The sequence below is a fragment of the Streptomyces coryli genome (genome assembly GCF_011044975.1).
GTDB lineage: Bacteria > Actinomycetota > Actinomycetes > Streptomycetales > Streptomycetaceae > Streptomyces > Streptomyces coryli.
On the sequence record NZ_JAAKZV010000012.1, the window covers coordinates 53432 to 69655 of the forward strand.

The window sequence follows — 16224 nt, forward strand, 5'->3', positions numbered from 1 at the left end:
CGGTATGCTCGCATGCTTGCACGTATTCTGTGGCCCGTCCGGGACGCGAGGGGAGGCCGCGAATGGACAAGCCGTCACAGGCCGGCGGAGGACGGATACCGAAGGCGCCGCTCGACCTGCGGACGCCCAACGTCCCCCGGATATACGACTACTTCCTCGGCGGCAAGGACAACTACGCCGCCGACCGGGAGATCATGGAGGAGGTCCGGCGGCACGTGCCGGACGCGCCGCTGCTGGCCCGCGAGAACCGCGCCTTCCTGTGCCGCGCCGTGCGGCACCTGGCCGCCGCCGGCATCCGGCAGTTCATCGACATCGGCTCGGGCATGCCGGTCGAAGGCCTCGAGAACCTGCACGAGATCGCCCAGGACGCCGCCCCGGACGCGCGCGTCGCCTACGTCGACATCGACCCCGTGGTGCTCAGCCACGGACGGGCGCTGCTCGGCAAGGCGCCCGGGGTAGCCGTGCTCCAGGGCGACGTCCGGCGCCCGGAGGACATCCTGGCCGCCCCCGAGCTGCACGGCGTCATCGACTTCGACGAGCCGGTCGCCGTGATCATGCTGCTGTTGCTGCATTTCGTCCGCGACGAGGAGGACCCGCCGGGAATCCTGGCCCGGCTGCGGGCCGCCTTGGCGCCCGGCAGCCACCTGGTCATCACGCACTCCACCTCGGAGTTCGACACCGACGGCCGGGTGCAGAAGGCCGCCGACGTCTACGAGAAGGCCGGCGCCCCGCTCACCCTGCGCGGCCGGGCGGAGATTATGCGGCTCTTCGACGGCTTCGACCTGCTCGACCCGGGCCTGACCACCGTATCCCTGTGGCACCCCGAGCCGGCCACCCCATCGCCACCGCGCCCCGGCCCGGGCTGGACCGTGCCCCCGGGCGCCGAACGGCAGTGGATATACGCCGGCGTCGGACGCAAGGCCGGCTAGCCCCGAAGTCGCTCGGTCACCCGCGCTCCGTGTCGCCGTCCGCCGCTTCCGTCAGGCGCCGCGTGACGTAGAACTCCGCGAACTCGCTGATGAGCTGGAGGCGCTGTTCCTCCGCCTCCGGGTCGGGGTCGATCTCGCGGCGGATGGCCTCGCCGTCGAAGGTGTGCTCCACGGTGTTGAGCAGCATCTCCAGCTCGGCGTCGGTGAACAGCTCGCTGCCCGGCACCGTCCGGCCGACCCGGACGATGTCGTCGAAGAAGCGCCGGCCCACCTCGCTCAGCCGGGCACGCAGGTCCGGGTCGGTACGGGCGGCCACCATCAGCTCGAACCACACCACGTTCTCCGTGGCCCGGTGCCGGGCGCGCATCAGCCGGAACGCCTCCGCGAGCGTCGGCGGCTCCGGCAGCTCGGCGAACTGCTCCCGGATCCGGTCGATATGCCGCCGCGCCACCTCGTCCGCCGCCGTGACCATCAGGTCGAGGCGGGAGTCGAAATGGCGGAAGAGGCCGCCGCGGGAGACTCCGGAGCGGGTGCAGATCTCGCCGAGCGAGGCCCTGGCGTAGCCGACCTCGGCGATCGCCTCGACCGTCGCGTCGATCAGCCGGCCGATCGTCGCCTCGCGCCGCTCCTGCTGGGTCCGCCGCTCCGGGCGCCGCGGCATGGTCGCCGAGTTGTCCACCATGCGCCCCAGCCTAAGTCGACCTGCGGTTCCGGCAGCGGCGGCCGGACGTATTGACAGGGCTTCATCGACATCGACACCCACTACGACGCCGAGGTGCTGCTCGCTCCTGGCCTCACCGAGTCGGTACGGCACGGCGCGACGACCGTCGTCTTCGGCTCCTGTCCGACGCGGGTGCGCATCTGCGCAACATGCACCGGCTCACCGGTGAGCTCGGCCAGTGGTACGGCATCGACGCCGGCAGGCTGCGCGCCGCGGGCTGCGGTCGGCGGCGTACCGGACGCTTCCTGCGCGCGGGGGAGCGGCCCGGTACGGTCGATCCGCTGTGTCAGCCGAGCGGGCAGGTCTCCTCGATCGCGGAGAGCTTGGGGTCCTTCGGGACGGGGCACAGGAACTGGTCGTAGCGGGTGTCGTTGTCCACGAATCGCTTCAGCCAGGAAATGCTGTACTTGGCGTAGGTGACATTCGGGAACAGGGGGTCGAAATGACTGCCCCCGGCCAATTCCACATAGCCCTTCTCGGTGGAGTCCGGAATGCTCTGGTAGAACGACTTCCCCATGGAGGCGGGGGCCACGAAGTCGGCCTGTCCGGTGAAGACCAGCGTCGGCACCTGGACCTTCGAGAAGTCCGAGGTGAGCTCCCACGGTGTGAGCGGGATGGCCGCCTGGAGGCCCGGCGTCCTGGCCGCCGCGTGCAGGGTGCCGCCGCCGCCCATCGAGTGGCCCATCAACGCCAGCCGGGTGCCGTCCACCCGGTCCTTGGCGGGACTCTTCTCGACCAGGAACTTCAGCGAAGCCAGTAACTGGTCGGCGCGACTGCTCGGTATGTCCATCGGGGTGAAGGTGCCGATGGTGAAGACCACAAAGCCCTGCGAGGCGAGCCTCGGGCCGTACCAGGAGACCATGGCCTCGAACGACATGAAGCCGGGCGAGATGGCGACTCCGCCGAACTTGCCCTTGCTGGTGTCCTTGGGGAAGTAGATCGTGCCGCCGGCGAAGCCGTCGCCGCCGGGGACGGTGACCTTGTCGACCTCGAAGGGCCCCTTCTCGGCCTCGATGCTCTGCTGCGTGGGGGCCGGGCCGCGTTCATGGGGATTGTCCTCGGCGGCGCCGGCCGTCGGTTGGCCGATGAGCAGCGCCGCGAGCACGCCGCCTGCGGCGAGTGCGGAGCCGGCTCTGGTCAACAGGCGCCGGCGGTGGGTGGGTCGGGGCATGGAGCACTCCTCGTCGAGTGGACGGATGCGTGGCCGAACAGATAGGAACCGATCGGTCGCAAAACGTCAAGGAGGTGCTCCGCAGGTCGTGCGCCCGGTGACAACGGGGCCTCCGGGCGCCGTGGGTGTTACGCCTCCAGGTGCGTACGCAGCCGGTGCTCCGCGCCGCTCACTTCACCGCGCCCCTCACTTCACCGCGCCCCGCGCGAACCCGTTGTAGATGTACCGCTGCAGGAACAGGAAGATCAGCAGCGACGGCAGGATCACCAGGATCACCCCGGCCGAGATGTTCTCCCAGTGCGCGCCGAACGGGCCCTTGAAGCGGAACAGGGATGTGGAGATCACGCCCAGATCCTTCGCCGGCATGTACAGGAACGGGATGTAGAAGTCCTGGTACACCGTGATCCCCTTGACGATCACGACCGTCGCGGTGGCCGGCTTCAGCAGCGGGAAAATGATCTTCCGGTAGATGGTGAAGTAGTTCGCCCCGTCGAGCCGCGCCGCCTCGTCGAGGGACACCGGGATCGCGCGGATGAACTGCAGGAAGATATAGATCGAGATGATGTCGGTGCCCATGTAGAGCAGAATCGGCGCCCACCGGGTGTTGAACAGCCCCATGCTCGTGACCACTTGGAAGGTCGCCACCTGCGTGGTCACCCCAGGCACCAGCGACGCGAACAGGAAGAGCCCCACCACCAGCTTCCGGAAGCGGAAGTGGAAGCGGTCGATCGCGTACGCCGTCATCGATCCGATCACCACTGTCCCGGCGACGGCGAAGACCATGATGAAGCCCGTATTGGCGAAGGCGCGCAGCATCTCGCCGTCGCGGAAGGCGGTGGCGTAGTTGGAGAAGTTCAGCCAGTCCCCGGGCAGCGAGAAGGCGGCGTCGTCCGCGGCCGCCTCCTGCGGGGTCTTCAGGGACGTCAGGAAGATGACGATCAGCGGGACGATCACGACGGCCGAGGCGAGGACCAGCGACAGGTACTTCAGCCCGGTGGCCGTGGCCCGGCGGACGGCAATGCGCTTGTCGGTCACGTCAGTTCCGCCTTCTCGTCGGGTACGAGCCTCCGCTGCAGCCACGTCACCAGCAGCACCAGCGCCAGCAGCACGATCGCCGAGGCCGACGCCAGCCCCGTCTTGTTGAACTGGAAGGCCAGCTTCACCGTCTGGATCACGAAGGTCTGGGTGTCGGTGGCGCCGCCGGTCATGATGTACGGGATCTCGAAGACCGAGAGCGAGCCGGAGACCGACAGGATCACCGTCAGGCTGATCACCGGCTTGATCCCGGGGGCGATCAGGTAGCGGAACTGCTGCCACCGGCTCGCCCCGTCCAGCTCCGCCGCCTCGTACTGCTCGCCGGGAATGGACTGGATCGCGCCCAGGAAGAGCACGAAGTTCAGCCCCATGTAGCGCCAGACCGACACCGCCGCGAGCGAGGTGTTCGCCGACTCGGGCGAGCCGAGCCACGCCCGGTCGCCCTCGTACCCGAAGAGGCCGAGCACCGAGTCGAGGGTGCCGCCGTCCTGGAAGAAGTACAGGAAGACGAAGCCGATCGCGACGCCGTTGATCAGATACGGGAAGAACAGGATGCCCTTGAAGAGGTTGCGGAAGCGGGTGCTGAAGCTGAGGATCACCGCGAAGTACAGGGCCAGGACGATCTGCACCGCCGACGCGACCAGGTAGTAGACGCTGACGAAGAAGACCTGGAAGCGGTCGGCGTCGGTGAAGAGCTCGGTGTAGTTCTCCGCGCCGACGTAACTGCGGGTCGGGCTCACGCCGTCCCAGTCGGTGAAGCTGTAGTCGATCAGGCTCGCCACCGGGACGTAGGTGAAGGTCACCAGGAGGGCGAGCGGCGCCGCCAGGAAGAGCCAGGGCGTTACCTGGCGGCGCCACGTGTGCTTTCGAGCGGGGGCCGTTCGCATGTCAGGGGCCGACCTCGCCCCGCGCGTCCGCCCACTTGCCGGCCAGCTCGTCGAGCAGGGCCGTCAGGCTGCCGCTCTTCGCGCCGCGGGCCAGGTCGATCACGCGCTGCCGGTAGTCCTGCTTGTTCAGGCCCACCTCGGAGGCGTTGTCGATGGCGCTGACCTGCTCGAACTTGGCGTTGGAGAGGGGCACGTAGCGGACCCCGCCCGCCGTGTAGTCCTTCAGCGCCGCTGGCATCGGGTCCTTCTTCAGCACCGACACGGCCTGCTCGGTCTGCGCGTAACCCGACTTCTCCGCCATCCAGTCGATCCAGGCGCGGGCGGCCTCCTTGTGCTCGGAGTGGATGTTCACCGCCTGCTGGTAGTCGGGGATCAGCATGGAGCAGAACTTCCCGTCGGACTGCGCCGGGAAGGGCAGGAAGCCGATGTCGTCGGGGTTCGCGCCGGCCTGCTTCGCGGCCGCCTGGATCTGGGAGATCGCCCAGGATCCGAGCGCCATCGTGGCGATGTCGCCCTTCGCGAGCTGGCCCTTGGACTTCTCCCAGTTGGTGGTGGTCGGGTCCTTCTCGGAGACCTTGTTCTTCACGATGTCGTGGAGCAGCGTGTCGACGGTCTTCAGGCTGCCCTGCCACGGGTCGTCGGAGGCGGCGAGCTTGTTGTTCGCCTGGGCGTCGCAGGTGGGGGAGCCGAGGAAGTTGGTCCAGTTGGTGAGCGGCCAGCCGTCCTTGAAGTTGGTGTAGTACGGGGTGGCGCCGGTCTTGGACTTGATCTTCTTCAGGGCGGCTATGAACGCGTCCGGCGTCTTCGGCCAGTCGGTGACGCCCGCCTTCTTCCACACCGCCTTGTTGTAGACGAAGCCGGTGGCGGCGCCGAAGGTGGCGATGCCGTAGACCTTGCCCTTCACCTCGGTCTTGTCCGTGAAGCGGTGGGTCTTCACCAGGTCCTTCTCGGGGCCGAGCGAGGCGAAGAACTTGGGGTAGTCGCCCTTGGAGACGGTGTTCGGGATGAGCAGGACGTCGCCGTAGTCCTCCGTGTTCATCCGGGTCTTGATCTCGCCCTCGTAGTCGGTCGCGGTCTCGAACTCGACCTTGACCTTCGGGTAGGTCTTGCGGAACTCGGCGGCGTACTTCTTCATCGTGCCGTTCTGGACCAGGTCGCTGCGGTTGGTCAGGACGGTGATGTCACCTGAGACCGACTTCGGGTCCGACGGCGGCTTCGCCTCCTCGCCGCCGCCCGCGGTGCCCCCGCCGCCGCTGCACCCGGCGGCCGCCAGCAGGGCGCCGGCGAGCAGCAGCGCGGCTGCTGGCTTTGTTCTCGAGACCATGGGACCAACTCCCTGCTAGAGCGGTTAAGTCGATGCGTCCGCACTATGGCAGGGGAAGCTGAACCGGTAAAGCCCAGATTTCCGGGACGATGCGGAAACGTTATATGGAGCCTTCGCGTGCTGCGGAAACATTGAACTAGACCGGTTTATGGACAACGGCCGCAGACGGAGCTACGTTTGTCGCCGCCGGTCGAAGCCGCGATGGGAGCCGCAACTGATGAAGCACGTCACCCAGTTCACCGAGGGCTGGACTCTGCGCCACGAAGACGCCGCCCTGCCCGCCGCCGTCCCCGGCTGCGTGCATACGGACCTGCTCGCGGCCGGCGCGATACCGGACCCGTACCGCGGCGAGAACGAGCACGCCGTCGCCTGGGTGGCCCGCCGCGACTGGACGTACGCCAACGAACTGCCCGCCGCCGAGGGCCACGAGCGCGCCGACCTGGTCTTCGACGGCCTCGACACCGTCGCCGAGATCGCCGTCGGCGGCGAGGTCCTCGGCAGCACGCGCAACATGCACCGCGGCTACCGCTTCGACGTCACCGGTCTCGCAGGCGACCTCGAGGTCCGCTTCACCTCCGCGTATACGGAGGCCGAGGCGCAGCGCGAGCGGCTGGGGGCGCGGCCGAACTCGTATCCCGAACCCTTCCAGTACCTCCGCAAGATGGCCTGCTCCTTCGGCTGGGACTGGGGGCCGACGCTGGTGACCGCGGGGATGTGGCGGCCGGTGCGGATCGAGCGGTGGTCCACGGCCCGGATCGCCGGGGTACGGCCGCTGGTCACCGTCGCCTCCGACGGGGGCACGGGCCGGGTCGAGCTGCGGATCGACGTCGAGCGCACGGCGAGCGGCGCCGGGCAGCGGCTCGGGGCGCGGGCGCGCGTGGCCGGCGCCGAGGCCGAGGTCCGGTTCGAGGGCGACGAGGCCGTCCTCGTTCTCGATGTCGAGGCGCCCGAGCTGTGGTGGCCGCGCGGTTACGGGGAACAGGCGCTGTATGACGTCGAGTTGACGCTCGTAAGTGATGACGACACCCCGCTCGACACCTGGTCCCGCCGCATCGGCTTCCGCACCGTCGAGCTGCACCAGCAGCCCGACGAGCACGGCACCGGCTTCACCCTCGCCGTCAACGGCACCCCGATTTTCGCCCGCGGCGTCAACTGGATCCCGGACGACGCCCTCCCGTCCCGCATCACCCCCGAGCGCTACCGCACCCGGCTGGAGCAGACCGCCGCCGCGAACGTCGACCTGGTCCGTATCTGGGGCGGCGGCATCTACGAGGACGAGGCCTTCTACGACGCCTGCGACGAGCTCGGGCTGCTGGTCTGGCAGGACTTCCCGTTCGCCTGCGCCGCCTATCCCGAGGAGCAGCCGCTGCGCGGCGAGGTGGAGGCGGAGGCGCGGGAGAACGTCGTACGGCTGATGCCGCACCCGTCGCTGATCCTCTGGAACGGCAACAACGAGAACCTGTGGGGCTTCCGCGACTGGGAGTGGGAGCCGCAGCTGGCCGGGGATTCCTGGGGCGAGGGCTACTACCTCGGACTGCTGCCGCGGGTCGTCGCCGAGCTGGACCCGACCCGCCCGTACACGGCGGGGAGCCCGTGGTCCGGGTCCTGGGACCACCACCCCAACGACCCGGCGCACGGCACCCACCACTCGTGGGACGTGTGGAATCGCGAGGACTACACCGACTATCTGGCCGATGTGCCGCGGTTCGTCGCCGAGTTCGGCTGGCAGGCGCCGGCGACGTGGGCGACGCTGCGGCGAGCGGTGGGCGCTGACGGTCTTGCGGTCGACTCCGACGCGATGCGGCACCGGCAGAAGGCCATCGACGGTCAGGAGAAGCTCGCCCGCGGCCTGGCCCGGCACTTCACGCTGCCGGACGACGGCGACTTCGACCGCTGGCACTACCTCACCCAGCTCAACCAGTGCCGCGCCTTCGCCACCGGTATAGAGCACTGGCGGGGACACTGGCCGCGCTGCGCGGGCACGGTGGCGTGGCAGATCAACGACTGCTGGCCGGTGACCTCGTGGTCGGCGATCGACGGGGACGGGCGCCCCAAGCCCTTCTATTACGAGCTGCGGCGGCTGTACGCGGACCGGCTGCTCACGCTCCAGCCGCGCGACGGGCGGCTCGCCGTCGTCGCCGACAACCAGGGCCCGGGGGAGTGGTCCGCGACCGTACGGCTGCGGCGGCTCGCGGTGGACGGGGCGGTGCTCGGCGAGGCCGAGGTCCTGGCGGCGGCCGGGCCGCGTAATGTCGCGTATGCACCGGTGCCAGACGAGCTGCTGCCGGCGGCGGGCGCGACCAAGGAGTACCTGGTCGCCGACGCGGACGGGCTGCGGGCGCTGCACTTTCCGGTACGGGACAAGGGCTTCGGCTATCCGCAGGCGGAGTACGAGGTGGCGGTGGAGGGGAGCGATGTGGTGATCACCGCGCGCACGCTCGTACGCGACCTGGTGCTGCAGGCGGACCGGCTGGCGCCGGCGGCGGTGGCGGACACCGGGCGGGTGACGCTGCTGCCGGGGGAGCGGGTGCGGATCGGCGTACGGGGCTGGGAGCGGCCGGATGTCGAGGCGGCACGGGCGGCGCTGTTCTGCGTGAACGGGGTCCGGTCGGTGAACGGGGCCCGGTCGTGAGCGGACCCGCTCGCATCACCATCAAGGACGTCGCCGCCCGCGCCGGCGTCTCCAAGGGCGCGGTCTCGCTCGCCTTCAACGACAAGCCCGGCGTCTCCGACGCCACCCGGGAGCGGATCTTCGCCGCCGCCCGGGATCTCGGCTGGGCGCCGAATCTCGCCGCCCGCTCGCTCTCCAACGCCCGGGTGGACGCGATCGGCCTCGCCGTCTGCCGGCCGGCCCGGATGCTCGGCCTGGAGCCCTGGTACATGGAGTTCATCTCGGGCATCGAGAGCGTGCTCGCCGAGCGGTCCGCGTCCCTGCTGCTGCGGCTGGTGCCCGACCTCGACGAGGAGGTCGGGCAGCAGGCCCGCTGGTGGCAGTCGAAGCAGATCGCCGGCTCGATCCTCGTCGACTTCCACGGCGACGATCCCCGCACCACCGCCCTCCCCGGGCTCGGGCTGCCCGCGGTCGCCGTCGGACACCCGTCGCTGACCGCCCCGTTCCCCTCCTTGTGGACCGACGACGCCACCGCCGTCGGCGAGGCCGTGCGCTATCTCGCGGCGCTCGGCCACCGTCGTATCGACCGGGTCGGCGGCGCCCCCGACCTCGGCCATACCGGCATCCGCGCCGAGGCCTTCACCGCCGCCCTGGCCGGGCTCGGCCTGCCGGAGGGGCGGCAGCTGGCCACCGACTTCTCCGGCGAGGAGGGCGCCCGCGCCACCCGCACCCTGCTCACCTCCGCCGACCGGCCGACCGCGATCCTCTACGACAACGACCTCTCTGCTGTTGCGGGCCTGTCCGTAGCGGCGGAGATGGGCCTGTCCGTACCGACCGATGTGTCCCTGCTCGCGTGGGACGATTCGCAATTGTGCACGCTCACCCACCCCAAGCTGTCCGCGATGAGCCACGACGTCCACGGCTTCGGCGCGGAGGTGGCGCGAGCACTCTTCGAGCTCCTGGAGACGGGCAGCACGGAGTCGCGTCCGGTGCCGACGCCGGTCCTGATGCCGCGCGGGTCAACGGCGCCGCCGCCGCGCTGAGTTTCGCTTGACGTATGCCGATCGTTCACCGCGGCGATCTAGCTTCCCGGGTCGGATAGCGAAAAGATAACGGGTCTGAACCAAAGCCCGTCCGTCTCGTACCGACCGGAGGAACCCCCATGCCTCACGGCATACCCCGCCGCACCGTGCTCGCCGCCGCGGTCGCCACCGTCGCCGCCGCTGCCACCGCGGGCCCGCTCGCCGGCGCCGCCCGCGCCGCGGCGCCGACGCTCCCCAAGGGCACCAGCAAGAACAAGGTCCTGGTCATCGGCATGGACGGCCTGCGCCATGACCGCATCGCCGACGCCGACGCGCCCGCGCTCAAGTCCCTGATGGTGGACGGCACTTTCGGCGCCGGCCTGCTCGACGCCTCGCTGGCCGCGACGTCATCCGGCCCCGGCTGGTCGACCATCTCCACCGGCGTGTGGCCCGACAAGCACGGCGTCAAGGACAACTCCTTCGCCGGCAAGAACTACGACACGTACCCCGGCTTCCTGGCCCGCCTCGACCAGGTCCGCCCGGAGCTGTCCACGTACGCCGCCCTCGACTGGAAGCCGCTCGACACCCAGGGCACCGTCACCCCGGGCGCCGACGGCAAGAATGTCTACGACGGCGACGCCGACGGCTACGAGGGCCACGACGCCACCATCGCCGACGAGGCCGAGTCGGTCATCCGCGACCAGCACCCCGACGTGCTCTTCGTCTACTTCGGCAACACCGACATCGTCGCCCACAACAAGGGCGTGATGGGCAAGGCCTACCTCGACGCGATCGCCGTCCAGGACGGCTACACCGGTCGCCTGCTCGCCGCCATCAAGGCCCGCCCGACCTACGCCGACGAGAACTGGACGGTCATCGTCACCACCGACCACGGCCACCTGGACGGCGGCGGCCACGGCGGCGGCAGCACCGAGGAGCGGAGCGTCTTCGTGCTCGCCCGCGGCCCCGGCATCCCGGCGGGCGCCACACCCGACGGCATCGAGCAGGTGGACGTGGCCGCGACCGTCTTCCACCAGCTCGGCATCGAGCCCGAGGCGGGCTGGGGCCTGGACGGCAAGTCCGTGGCCGCCGGCTAGCGGGTCGTCCCCCGGGCGGGCGCGGCCACCTGCGACCGCGCCCGCCCGGCGCGACAATGAGCCCATGTCCTCCCTCTTCATCGAGTACGACGACGCCACCGGACCGCTCCAGCTCCAGCTGGTCCTGCTGCGCCGCATGGAGGACCACCACCCCGACCTGGTCGACGACGCCCTGCATCGCCTCGACGTGCCGCGCGCGGTGATGCGCGAGGCGAACCGCAAGTGGCAGGGCCGGCTGCGGGCCGGCGGCCGGCGGCGGCCGGCCGGGATCAAGGACTACGGCGCGCTGCTCGGGCCCGCCGAGTCGGTGGTGCCGCGGGCTCTGGGCGACCTGCAGTGCGAGGTGCACACCTGGCCCGTACCGCTGTGGCCGGAGCTGCGCTTCGAGGTGACCGTGGCGCCCGGCGTCGGCACGGCGCTGAATGCCTGGCTGGTACGGGCCCCGGGGGCGGCCGGGCCCGAGCTGCGGACGCTCGACGACCTCGCGCCCTGGGCCGCCACCGTCGACGAGGTCGCGCGGGCCTTCCCGCCGGCCAAACCGATGGAGGGCACGGCCGACAACCGCTTCCGGCTGGCCTTCTCCGGCCCGGACAAGTCCGGACAACAGCGGCGGTGCACGGCCGAGTTCGCGTGGGGGCTGCTGCAACGGTGGGAGATCGCGTAGTTCCGCTCTGCAACTGCGCTAATTTCAGGTTGGATACGGCAGTGGCCTAGACCTGTTGCGGTTTTGCCGGGCGAATGTAGTCTGCCCCGAGCGGCGCCGGAACGATCTTCAACGGCCGTACGCCGGCATCAACTTCAAGGGGTGGAAAGATGAACCGACGACTGATCGCCACCAGTGCCGTGGGTGTTGCCATGGCGCTGGGCCTGACCGCGTGCGGCGGGGAGAGTGGCGGCGGCGACGGTGGCGGCGACTCCAAGACCGTCAAGCTGGTCGCCGCGGACTACGGCGACAAGAAGTCGAATGCCTCCAAGATTTACTGGGAGGACGTGGCCAAGCGCTTCGAGGCGGCGAACAAGGGCTACCAGGTCGATGTCGAGGTCATCAACTGGAATGACATCGACAACAAGGTCAAGGCGATGATCCAGAGCGGCAATGTTCCGGACGTGCTGCAGACCGGCGGCTATGCCGACAAGGTCGCCGACGACCTGCTCTACAAGCGCTCCGACGTGCTCTCGCCCGCCACCGAGAAGAAGCTCATCCCCTCCTTCGCGAAGGCCGGCGAGTCCGACGGCACCGCGTACGGCATTCCCTTCGTCTCCTCGACCCGCCTGCTCTTCTACAACAAGGAGATATTCAAGAAGGCCGGTGTCGCCGAGGCGCCGAAGACCTGGGACGAGGTGAAGGAGGCGGCCCAGAAGATCAAGGACAAGAAGGCCGCCGACACCCCGTACGGCCTCCCGCTCGGGCCCGAGGAGGCCCAGGGTGAGTCGATGATCTGGGAGCTGGGCAACAACGGTGGCTACACCGACGAGTCGGGCAAGTACACGATCAACAGCAAGGCGAACGTGGAGACGTTCAGCTGGCTGAAGGACAATCTGGTGAAGCCGGGCCTGACCCAGCCGAACCCGGCCTCCACCGACCGCAAGACGATGTTCGAGGACTTCGCGGCCGGCAAGCTCGGCATGCTCAACGGCCACCCGACGCTGATCCAGATGGCCAAGGACGGCAAGGTCGACTACGGCGTCGCGCCGATCCCGGGCAAGACCGGGCCGCTCGAGTCCACCCTCGGCGTGGCCGACTGGATGATGGCCTTCAAGGACGGCAAGGCCAAGAAGGCGGCGGTCAAGAAGTTCCTGGACTTCGCGTACGCCAAGGAGAACATGCTGAAGTTCGACGAGATGTACCACCTGATGCCGGTGACCCAGGAGGTCGCCGACACCATGGCGTCGGACCCGAAGTTCAAGACCCTCAAGCCGTTCACCGACGTGGCCGGCGGCGCGAAGTTCTACCCGCTGGGCGACACCACCTGGGACGCGGTGTCCTCCGAGATCAAGAAGAGCGGCGGCAAGGCGGTCGTGGACCCGAAGCAGACGCTCGACGACCTGCAGAAGAAGGCCGAAGCGGCGGCCGAGGACCAGTAGCCGTCATCAGGGCCCTGCCCCCGCGCGGGCAGGGCCCTCCCCGCCGTACTGCGTATTCCCGGGGGATGACCCCCGGACCCCCAAAGGAGCCTTCCCCGTGTCCGCAACGGTCTCCAAGACCACCGACAGGGGCAGTGGCGGCCGTCCTCCGCGGCGAAGGTCCGGGCGCGGGATCCTCGCCCGCCTCGGCCCGCTGCCCTGGATAGCCCCCGCCGTCCTGCTCATCGCCGTGGTCGTCCTCTGGCCGATCTACGAGCTCATCCGCACGTCCTTCCTGAAGATCTCCACCGCCGGGTTCGTCCGCGGCTCCGCAGGTACGGACAAGTACAAGCAGCTCTTCGAGGAGACCGACTTCGCCCAGGTGATCACCTGGACGGTCATCTGGACCGTCGTGGTCGTGGGCGTCACGATGCTCCTCTCGCTGGGCCTGGCCCAGCTGTTCAACCAGAACTTCCCCGGCCGCACCGTCACCCGCTGGGCGCTGATCGCGCCCTGGGCGGCGTCGGTGCTGATGACCGCCATTGGCTTCAAGTGGATGCTCGACCGGACCGCCGGCGTGCTCAACACGCTGATGATGGACCTCGGCATCATCGACCAGTCGAAGGACTGGCTCGGCCAGCCCGGCACCGCCTGGCCGTGGATGATGTTCGTCGCGGTCTTCGTCTCGCTGCCGTTCACCACGTACACGCTGCTGGCAGGGCTGCAGACCATCCCGCACGACGTCTACGAGGCCGCGAAGATCGACGGCGCGGTGGGGTTCAAGACGTATCTCCACATCACCCTGCCGCTGCTGCGCCCCGCCTTCCTGGTGGGCTTCGTGATCAACCTGATCAATGTCTTCAACTCGTTCCCGATCATCTGGGGCATGACCAAGGGCGGTCCGGACAGCGACACCGCCACCACCACGGTCTACATGTTCCAGCTGAAGTCGACCGACATCGGTGAATCGGCGGCGATGTCGGTGGTCAACTTCGCGATGGTGGTCGTGCTCGTGCTGATCTTCCTGAAGGTCAGCCGCTGGAACAAGGAGGACTGAGCGTGGAGTCCCGTACCAAGCGGACCTTCAAGCCGCGCACCCTGGTGATCACCGCCGTCGCCTGGGGACTTGCGGTCATCTTCCTGCTGCCGTACATCGAAATGATCATTACGGCGCTGCGCCCGGCGAACGAGCTGCGCGACCGCACCTATCTGCCGGACGACTTCGCCTGGTCGAACCTGATCGACGTCTGGGGCGAATCGACCCTCGGCACCAACCTCAAGATCACGCTGCTGGTGGCCGGCGGCTCCACGCTGCTGGTGCTGCTGGTGTCGCTGCCGGCCGCGTACTACACGGCGCGGATGACGTACCGCGGGCGGAAGCTGTTTCTGCTGCTGGTGCTGGTCACGCAGATGTTCCAGCCGACGGCGCTGCTGGTGGGCCTGTACCGGGAGTTCTACCAGTTCGACATGCTGAACTCGGTGTGGACGCTGATCCTCACCAACGGCGCGTTCAACCTGGCCTTCGCGATCTGGATCCTGACCGCCTATATCGGCTCCATCCCGAAGGAGCTGGAGGAGGCGGCGATGGTCGACGGGACGGGGCGGCTCGGGGCGATGTTCCGGGTGACGCTGCCGCTGGCGATGCCGGGCGTCGTCACCGCCGTCATCTTCACGTTCATCTCGGCCTGGAACGAGTTCGTGATGGGCCTGACGCTCTCCACCGAGCCGGAGAAGCAGCCGCTGACCGTCGGCATCAGCAACTTCATCGGCAACTACACCGTGGAGTGGAACTACCTCTTCGCGGGGTCGGTGATCGCGATCGTGCCGGTGGTGATCCTGTTCGCGTTCATCGAACGGCATGTGGTGTCGGGGCTGACGGCGGGATCGGTGAAATGATCTGCCCCGCAGACGGGTGAGCGTCCGCCGCGCGGTGGAGGGCCGGACGGGGGAGATACCCCGCCGCGCGGTGTGTCCGGGGAGCGGCGCTCCGGAACTCGGTTAATCATCAACCGATGCGACGACTTGTCACACAAACGGGTATCTCCACCGTCCTGTGCCTGGCGCTCGCCGCCCCGGCGGCGCAAGCCGTCGCTGCCGACGGCCGCGGCGGAGACGGCAAGGGCGGCACCAAGCAGGCCATGCGCGAGGTCGACCGCCTCTTCCAGGAGGCCTCGAAGACCACGCTGAAGTACGAGAAGTCCATGCGGGCGGTGACCAAGCAGCGGTCGAAGGTGGCCAAGCTGCGCAAGTCCGTACGCCGGGAGAAGCGCAAGCTCACCGTGCTGCGCGGCAAGCTCGGCCGGATGGCCGCGCAGCAGTACCGCAGCGGTGGCGGCGGCCTCGGGAACACCGCCGAGCTGCTGCTCACCCGGTCCCCCGCCGACCTGCTGCAGCGCGTCGAACTGCAGGGCAAGGGCGAGGACGCGGCCGACCGGCTCTACACCGCCGCGGACCTGGCCAAGATGCGTATCGAGGCCGAGCAGCGGCGCGCGACCGGCGCGCTCGGCCGGCTCAACGAGGACCTGGACGAGCGGCGCAAGCTGAAGAAGTCGCTGGAGAAGCGGCTGGCGACGGCCCAGGCCAAGCTCGAGAAGCTGCAGGCGGCCGAGGCGAAGAAGGCGAAGAACCGCAGCCAGGGCTGCGATACGAACCCGAAGAAGCAGAAGTACGTGCCCGACGGCTCCGACGACAAGGGCCCGTCGGGGCGTAAGTGGCGTAAGCCGGTGCAGAAATACCAGCTCACCGCGCACTTCGGCGAGTCCAGCGAGCACTGGTCGCAGCGCCATACCGGCCTCGACTTCGCCGTCCCGTGGGACCGCCCGGTCACCAGCGTCGGTTACGGCACGGTGCACGCGGTCGGCTGCGACGGCTCCTTCGGCAACAACGTCACCATCAAGCACGACGACGGCTACTACACCTTCTACGCCCACCTCGCCGAGATCCACGCCTCCCCGGGCCGGCGGGTCTTCCCCGGCGAGACCCTCGGCCTGTCCGGCTCCACCGGCAACTCCAACGGGCCGCACCTGCACTTCGAGGTCCGCATGACGCCGCAGTTCGGGTCCGGAATCGACCCGGAGCGATGGCTGAAGGGCAAGGGGCTCAAGCCGTAGCGCCGCCGGCCGCCCCCGCCGCCAGCAGGCGGTCGTGCTCCTCGTCCGTGACCGGCTCGCCCGAGGACGGCAGCAGCTGCGGGATGCCGTCGTGGATCGGATATCTGCGGCGCAGCCGCGGGTTATAGAGGGTTGTTCGGTCGGCGAGGAGGGTCAGCGGGCCCTTGTCGAGCGGGCAGACCAGGATTCTCAGCAGCGGGTCATCGGGATTCATGGGCGGCGTCCTTCATGGGGGTCGGGACGGGGGCGGTGG

General features: G+C 69.1%; 14 protein-coding genes and 1 pseudogene. 9 read left to right on the forward strand and 6 right to left on the reverse strand.

The features are described 5' to 3' along the window. The first annotated feature begins 62 nt into the window (after positions 1 to 62). Positions 63 to 929, forward strand: a complete 867-nt coding sequence (locus G5C51_RS05255) for an SAM-dependent methyltransferase (protein ID WP_165232425.1) — start codon at positions 63 to 65, stop codon at positions 927 to 929. Between the two features lie 16 nt (positions 930 to 945). Here G5C51_RS05255 and G5C51_RS05260 read toward each other — a convergent pair whose 3' ends face one another. The 5 genes from G5C51_RS05260 to G5C51_RS05280 all read right to left on the reverse strand — a co-directional run bounded on the left by G5C51_RS05260 (position 946) and on the right by G5C51_RS05280 (position 6067). After that, positions 946 to 1611, reverse strand: coding sequence for a TetR/AcrR family transcriptional regulator (locus tag G5C51_RS05260; RefSeq protein WP_206313422.1), 666 nt, complete (start codon positions 1609 to 1611; stop codon positions 946 to 948). Positions 1612 to 1936: 325 nt separating this feature from the next. Continuing rightward, positions 1937 to 2821 carry a dienelactone hydrolase family protein gene (locus G5C51_RS05265; RefSeq protein ID WP_165232443.1) on the reverse strand — a complete coding sequence of 295 codons (885 nt, stop codon included), beginning with the start codon at positions 2819 to 2821 and terminating at the stop codon, positions 1937 to 1939. A 186-nt stretch (positions 2822 to 3007) separates the two neighbouring features. Further along, complete coding sequence (locus tag G5C51_RS05270) at positions 3008 to 3856, reverse strand: carbohydrate ABC transporter permease (RefSeq protein ID WP_338118019.1); 849 nt, start codon at positions 3854 to 3856, stop codon at positions 3008 to 3010. After that, the gene (locus tag G5C51_RS05275; RefSeq protein WP_165232449.1) at positions 3853 to 4743 is read right to left on the reverse strand and encodes a carbohydrate ABC transporter permease; all 891 of its coding nucleotides are present in this window, start codon (positions 4741 to 4743) and stop codon (positions 3853 to 3855) included. The genes G5C51_RS05270 and G5C51_RS05275 overlap by 4 nt, the downstream gene beginning before the upstream one ends. A gap of 1 nt (position 4744) precedes the next feature. Then, positions 4745 to 6067, reverse strand: coding sequence for an ABC transporter substrate-binding protein (locus tag G5C51_RS05280; RefSeq protein ID WP_165232466.1), 1323 nt, complete (start codon positions 6065 to 6067; stop codon positions 4745 to 4747). Positions 6068 to 6284: 217 nt separating this feature from the next. On the opposite strand from G5C51_RS05280, the gene G5C51_RS05285 reads away from it, so the two are divergent. The 8 genes and pseudogenes from G5C51_RS05285 to G5C51_RS05320 all read left to right on the forward strand — a co-directional run bounded on the left by G5C51_RS05285 (position 6285) and on the right by G5C51_RS05320 (position 15971). Next, a complete protein-coding gene (locus tag G5C51_RS05285) occupies positions 6285 to 8699 on the forward strand; it encodes a glycoside hydrolase family 2 protein (protein WP_165232469.1) in 2415 nt (804 codons plus the stop codon). After that, positions 8696 to 9721, forward strand: a complete 1026-nt coding sequence (locus G5C51_RS05290; RefSeq protein ID WP_165232472.1) for a substrate-binding domain-containing protein — start codon at positions 8696 to 8698, stop codon at positions 9719 to 9721. Before G5C51_RS05285 ends, G5C51_RS05290 begins: the two co-directional genes overlap by 4 nt. Before the next feature lie 119 nt (positions 9722 to 9840). Continuing rightward, positions 9841 to 10785: pseudogene (locus G5C51_RS05295) on the forward strand (alkaline phosphatase family protein); the annotation flags it as partial. Between the two features lie 76 nt (positions 10786 to 10861). Next, complete coding sequence (locus tag G5C51_RS05300) at positions 10862 to 11461, forward strand: hypothetical protein (protein WP_165232478.1); 600 nt, start codon at positions 10862 to 10864, stop codon at positions 11459 to 11461. A 149-nt stretch (positions 11462 to 11610) separates the two neighbouring features. Next, positions 11611 to 12882, forward strand: a complete 1272-nt coding sequence (locus G5C51_RS05305) for an extracellular solute-binding protein (protein ID WP_206313423.1) — start codon at positions 11611 to 11613, stop codon at positions 12880 to 12882. A gap of 97 nt (positions 12883 to 12979) precedes the next feature. Then, complete coding sequence (locus G5C51_RS05310; protein WP_420824785.1) at positions 12980 to 13918, forward strand: carbohydrate ABC transporter permease; 939 nt, start codon at positions 12980 to 12982, stop codon at positions 13916 to 13918. Positions 13919 to 13920: 2 nt separating this feature from the next. Next, entirely contained in the window at positions 13921 to 14757 is an 837-nt protein-coding gene (locus G5C51_RS05315; protein ID WP_338118020.1) for a carbohydrate ABC transporter permease, read from the forward strand. A gap of 116 nt (positions 14758 to 14873) precedes the next feature. Beyond that, the gene (locus G5C51_RS05320) at positions 14874 to 15971 is read left to right on the forward strand and encodes a murein hydrolase activator EnvC family protein (protein ID WP_240929402.1); all 1098 of its coding nucleotides are present in this window, start codon (positions 14874 to 14876) and stop codon (positions 15969 to 15971) included. On the opposite strand, the gene G5C51_RS05325 is transcribed toward G5C51_RS05320, so the two are convergent. Further along, a complete protein-coding gene (locus G5C51_RS05325) occupies positions 15961 to 16185 on the reverse strand; it encodes a Trm112 family protein (protein ID WP_165232481.1) in 225 nt (74 codons plus the stop codon). The genes G5C51_RS05320 and G5C51_RS05325 overlap by 11 nt on opposite strands. Positions 16186 to 16224: the final 39 nt, after the last annotated feature.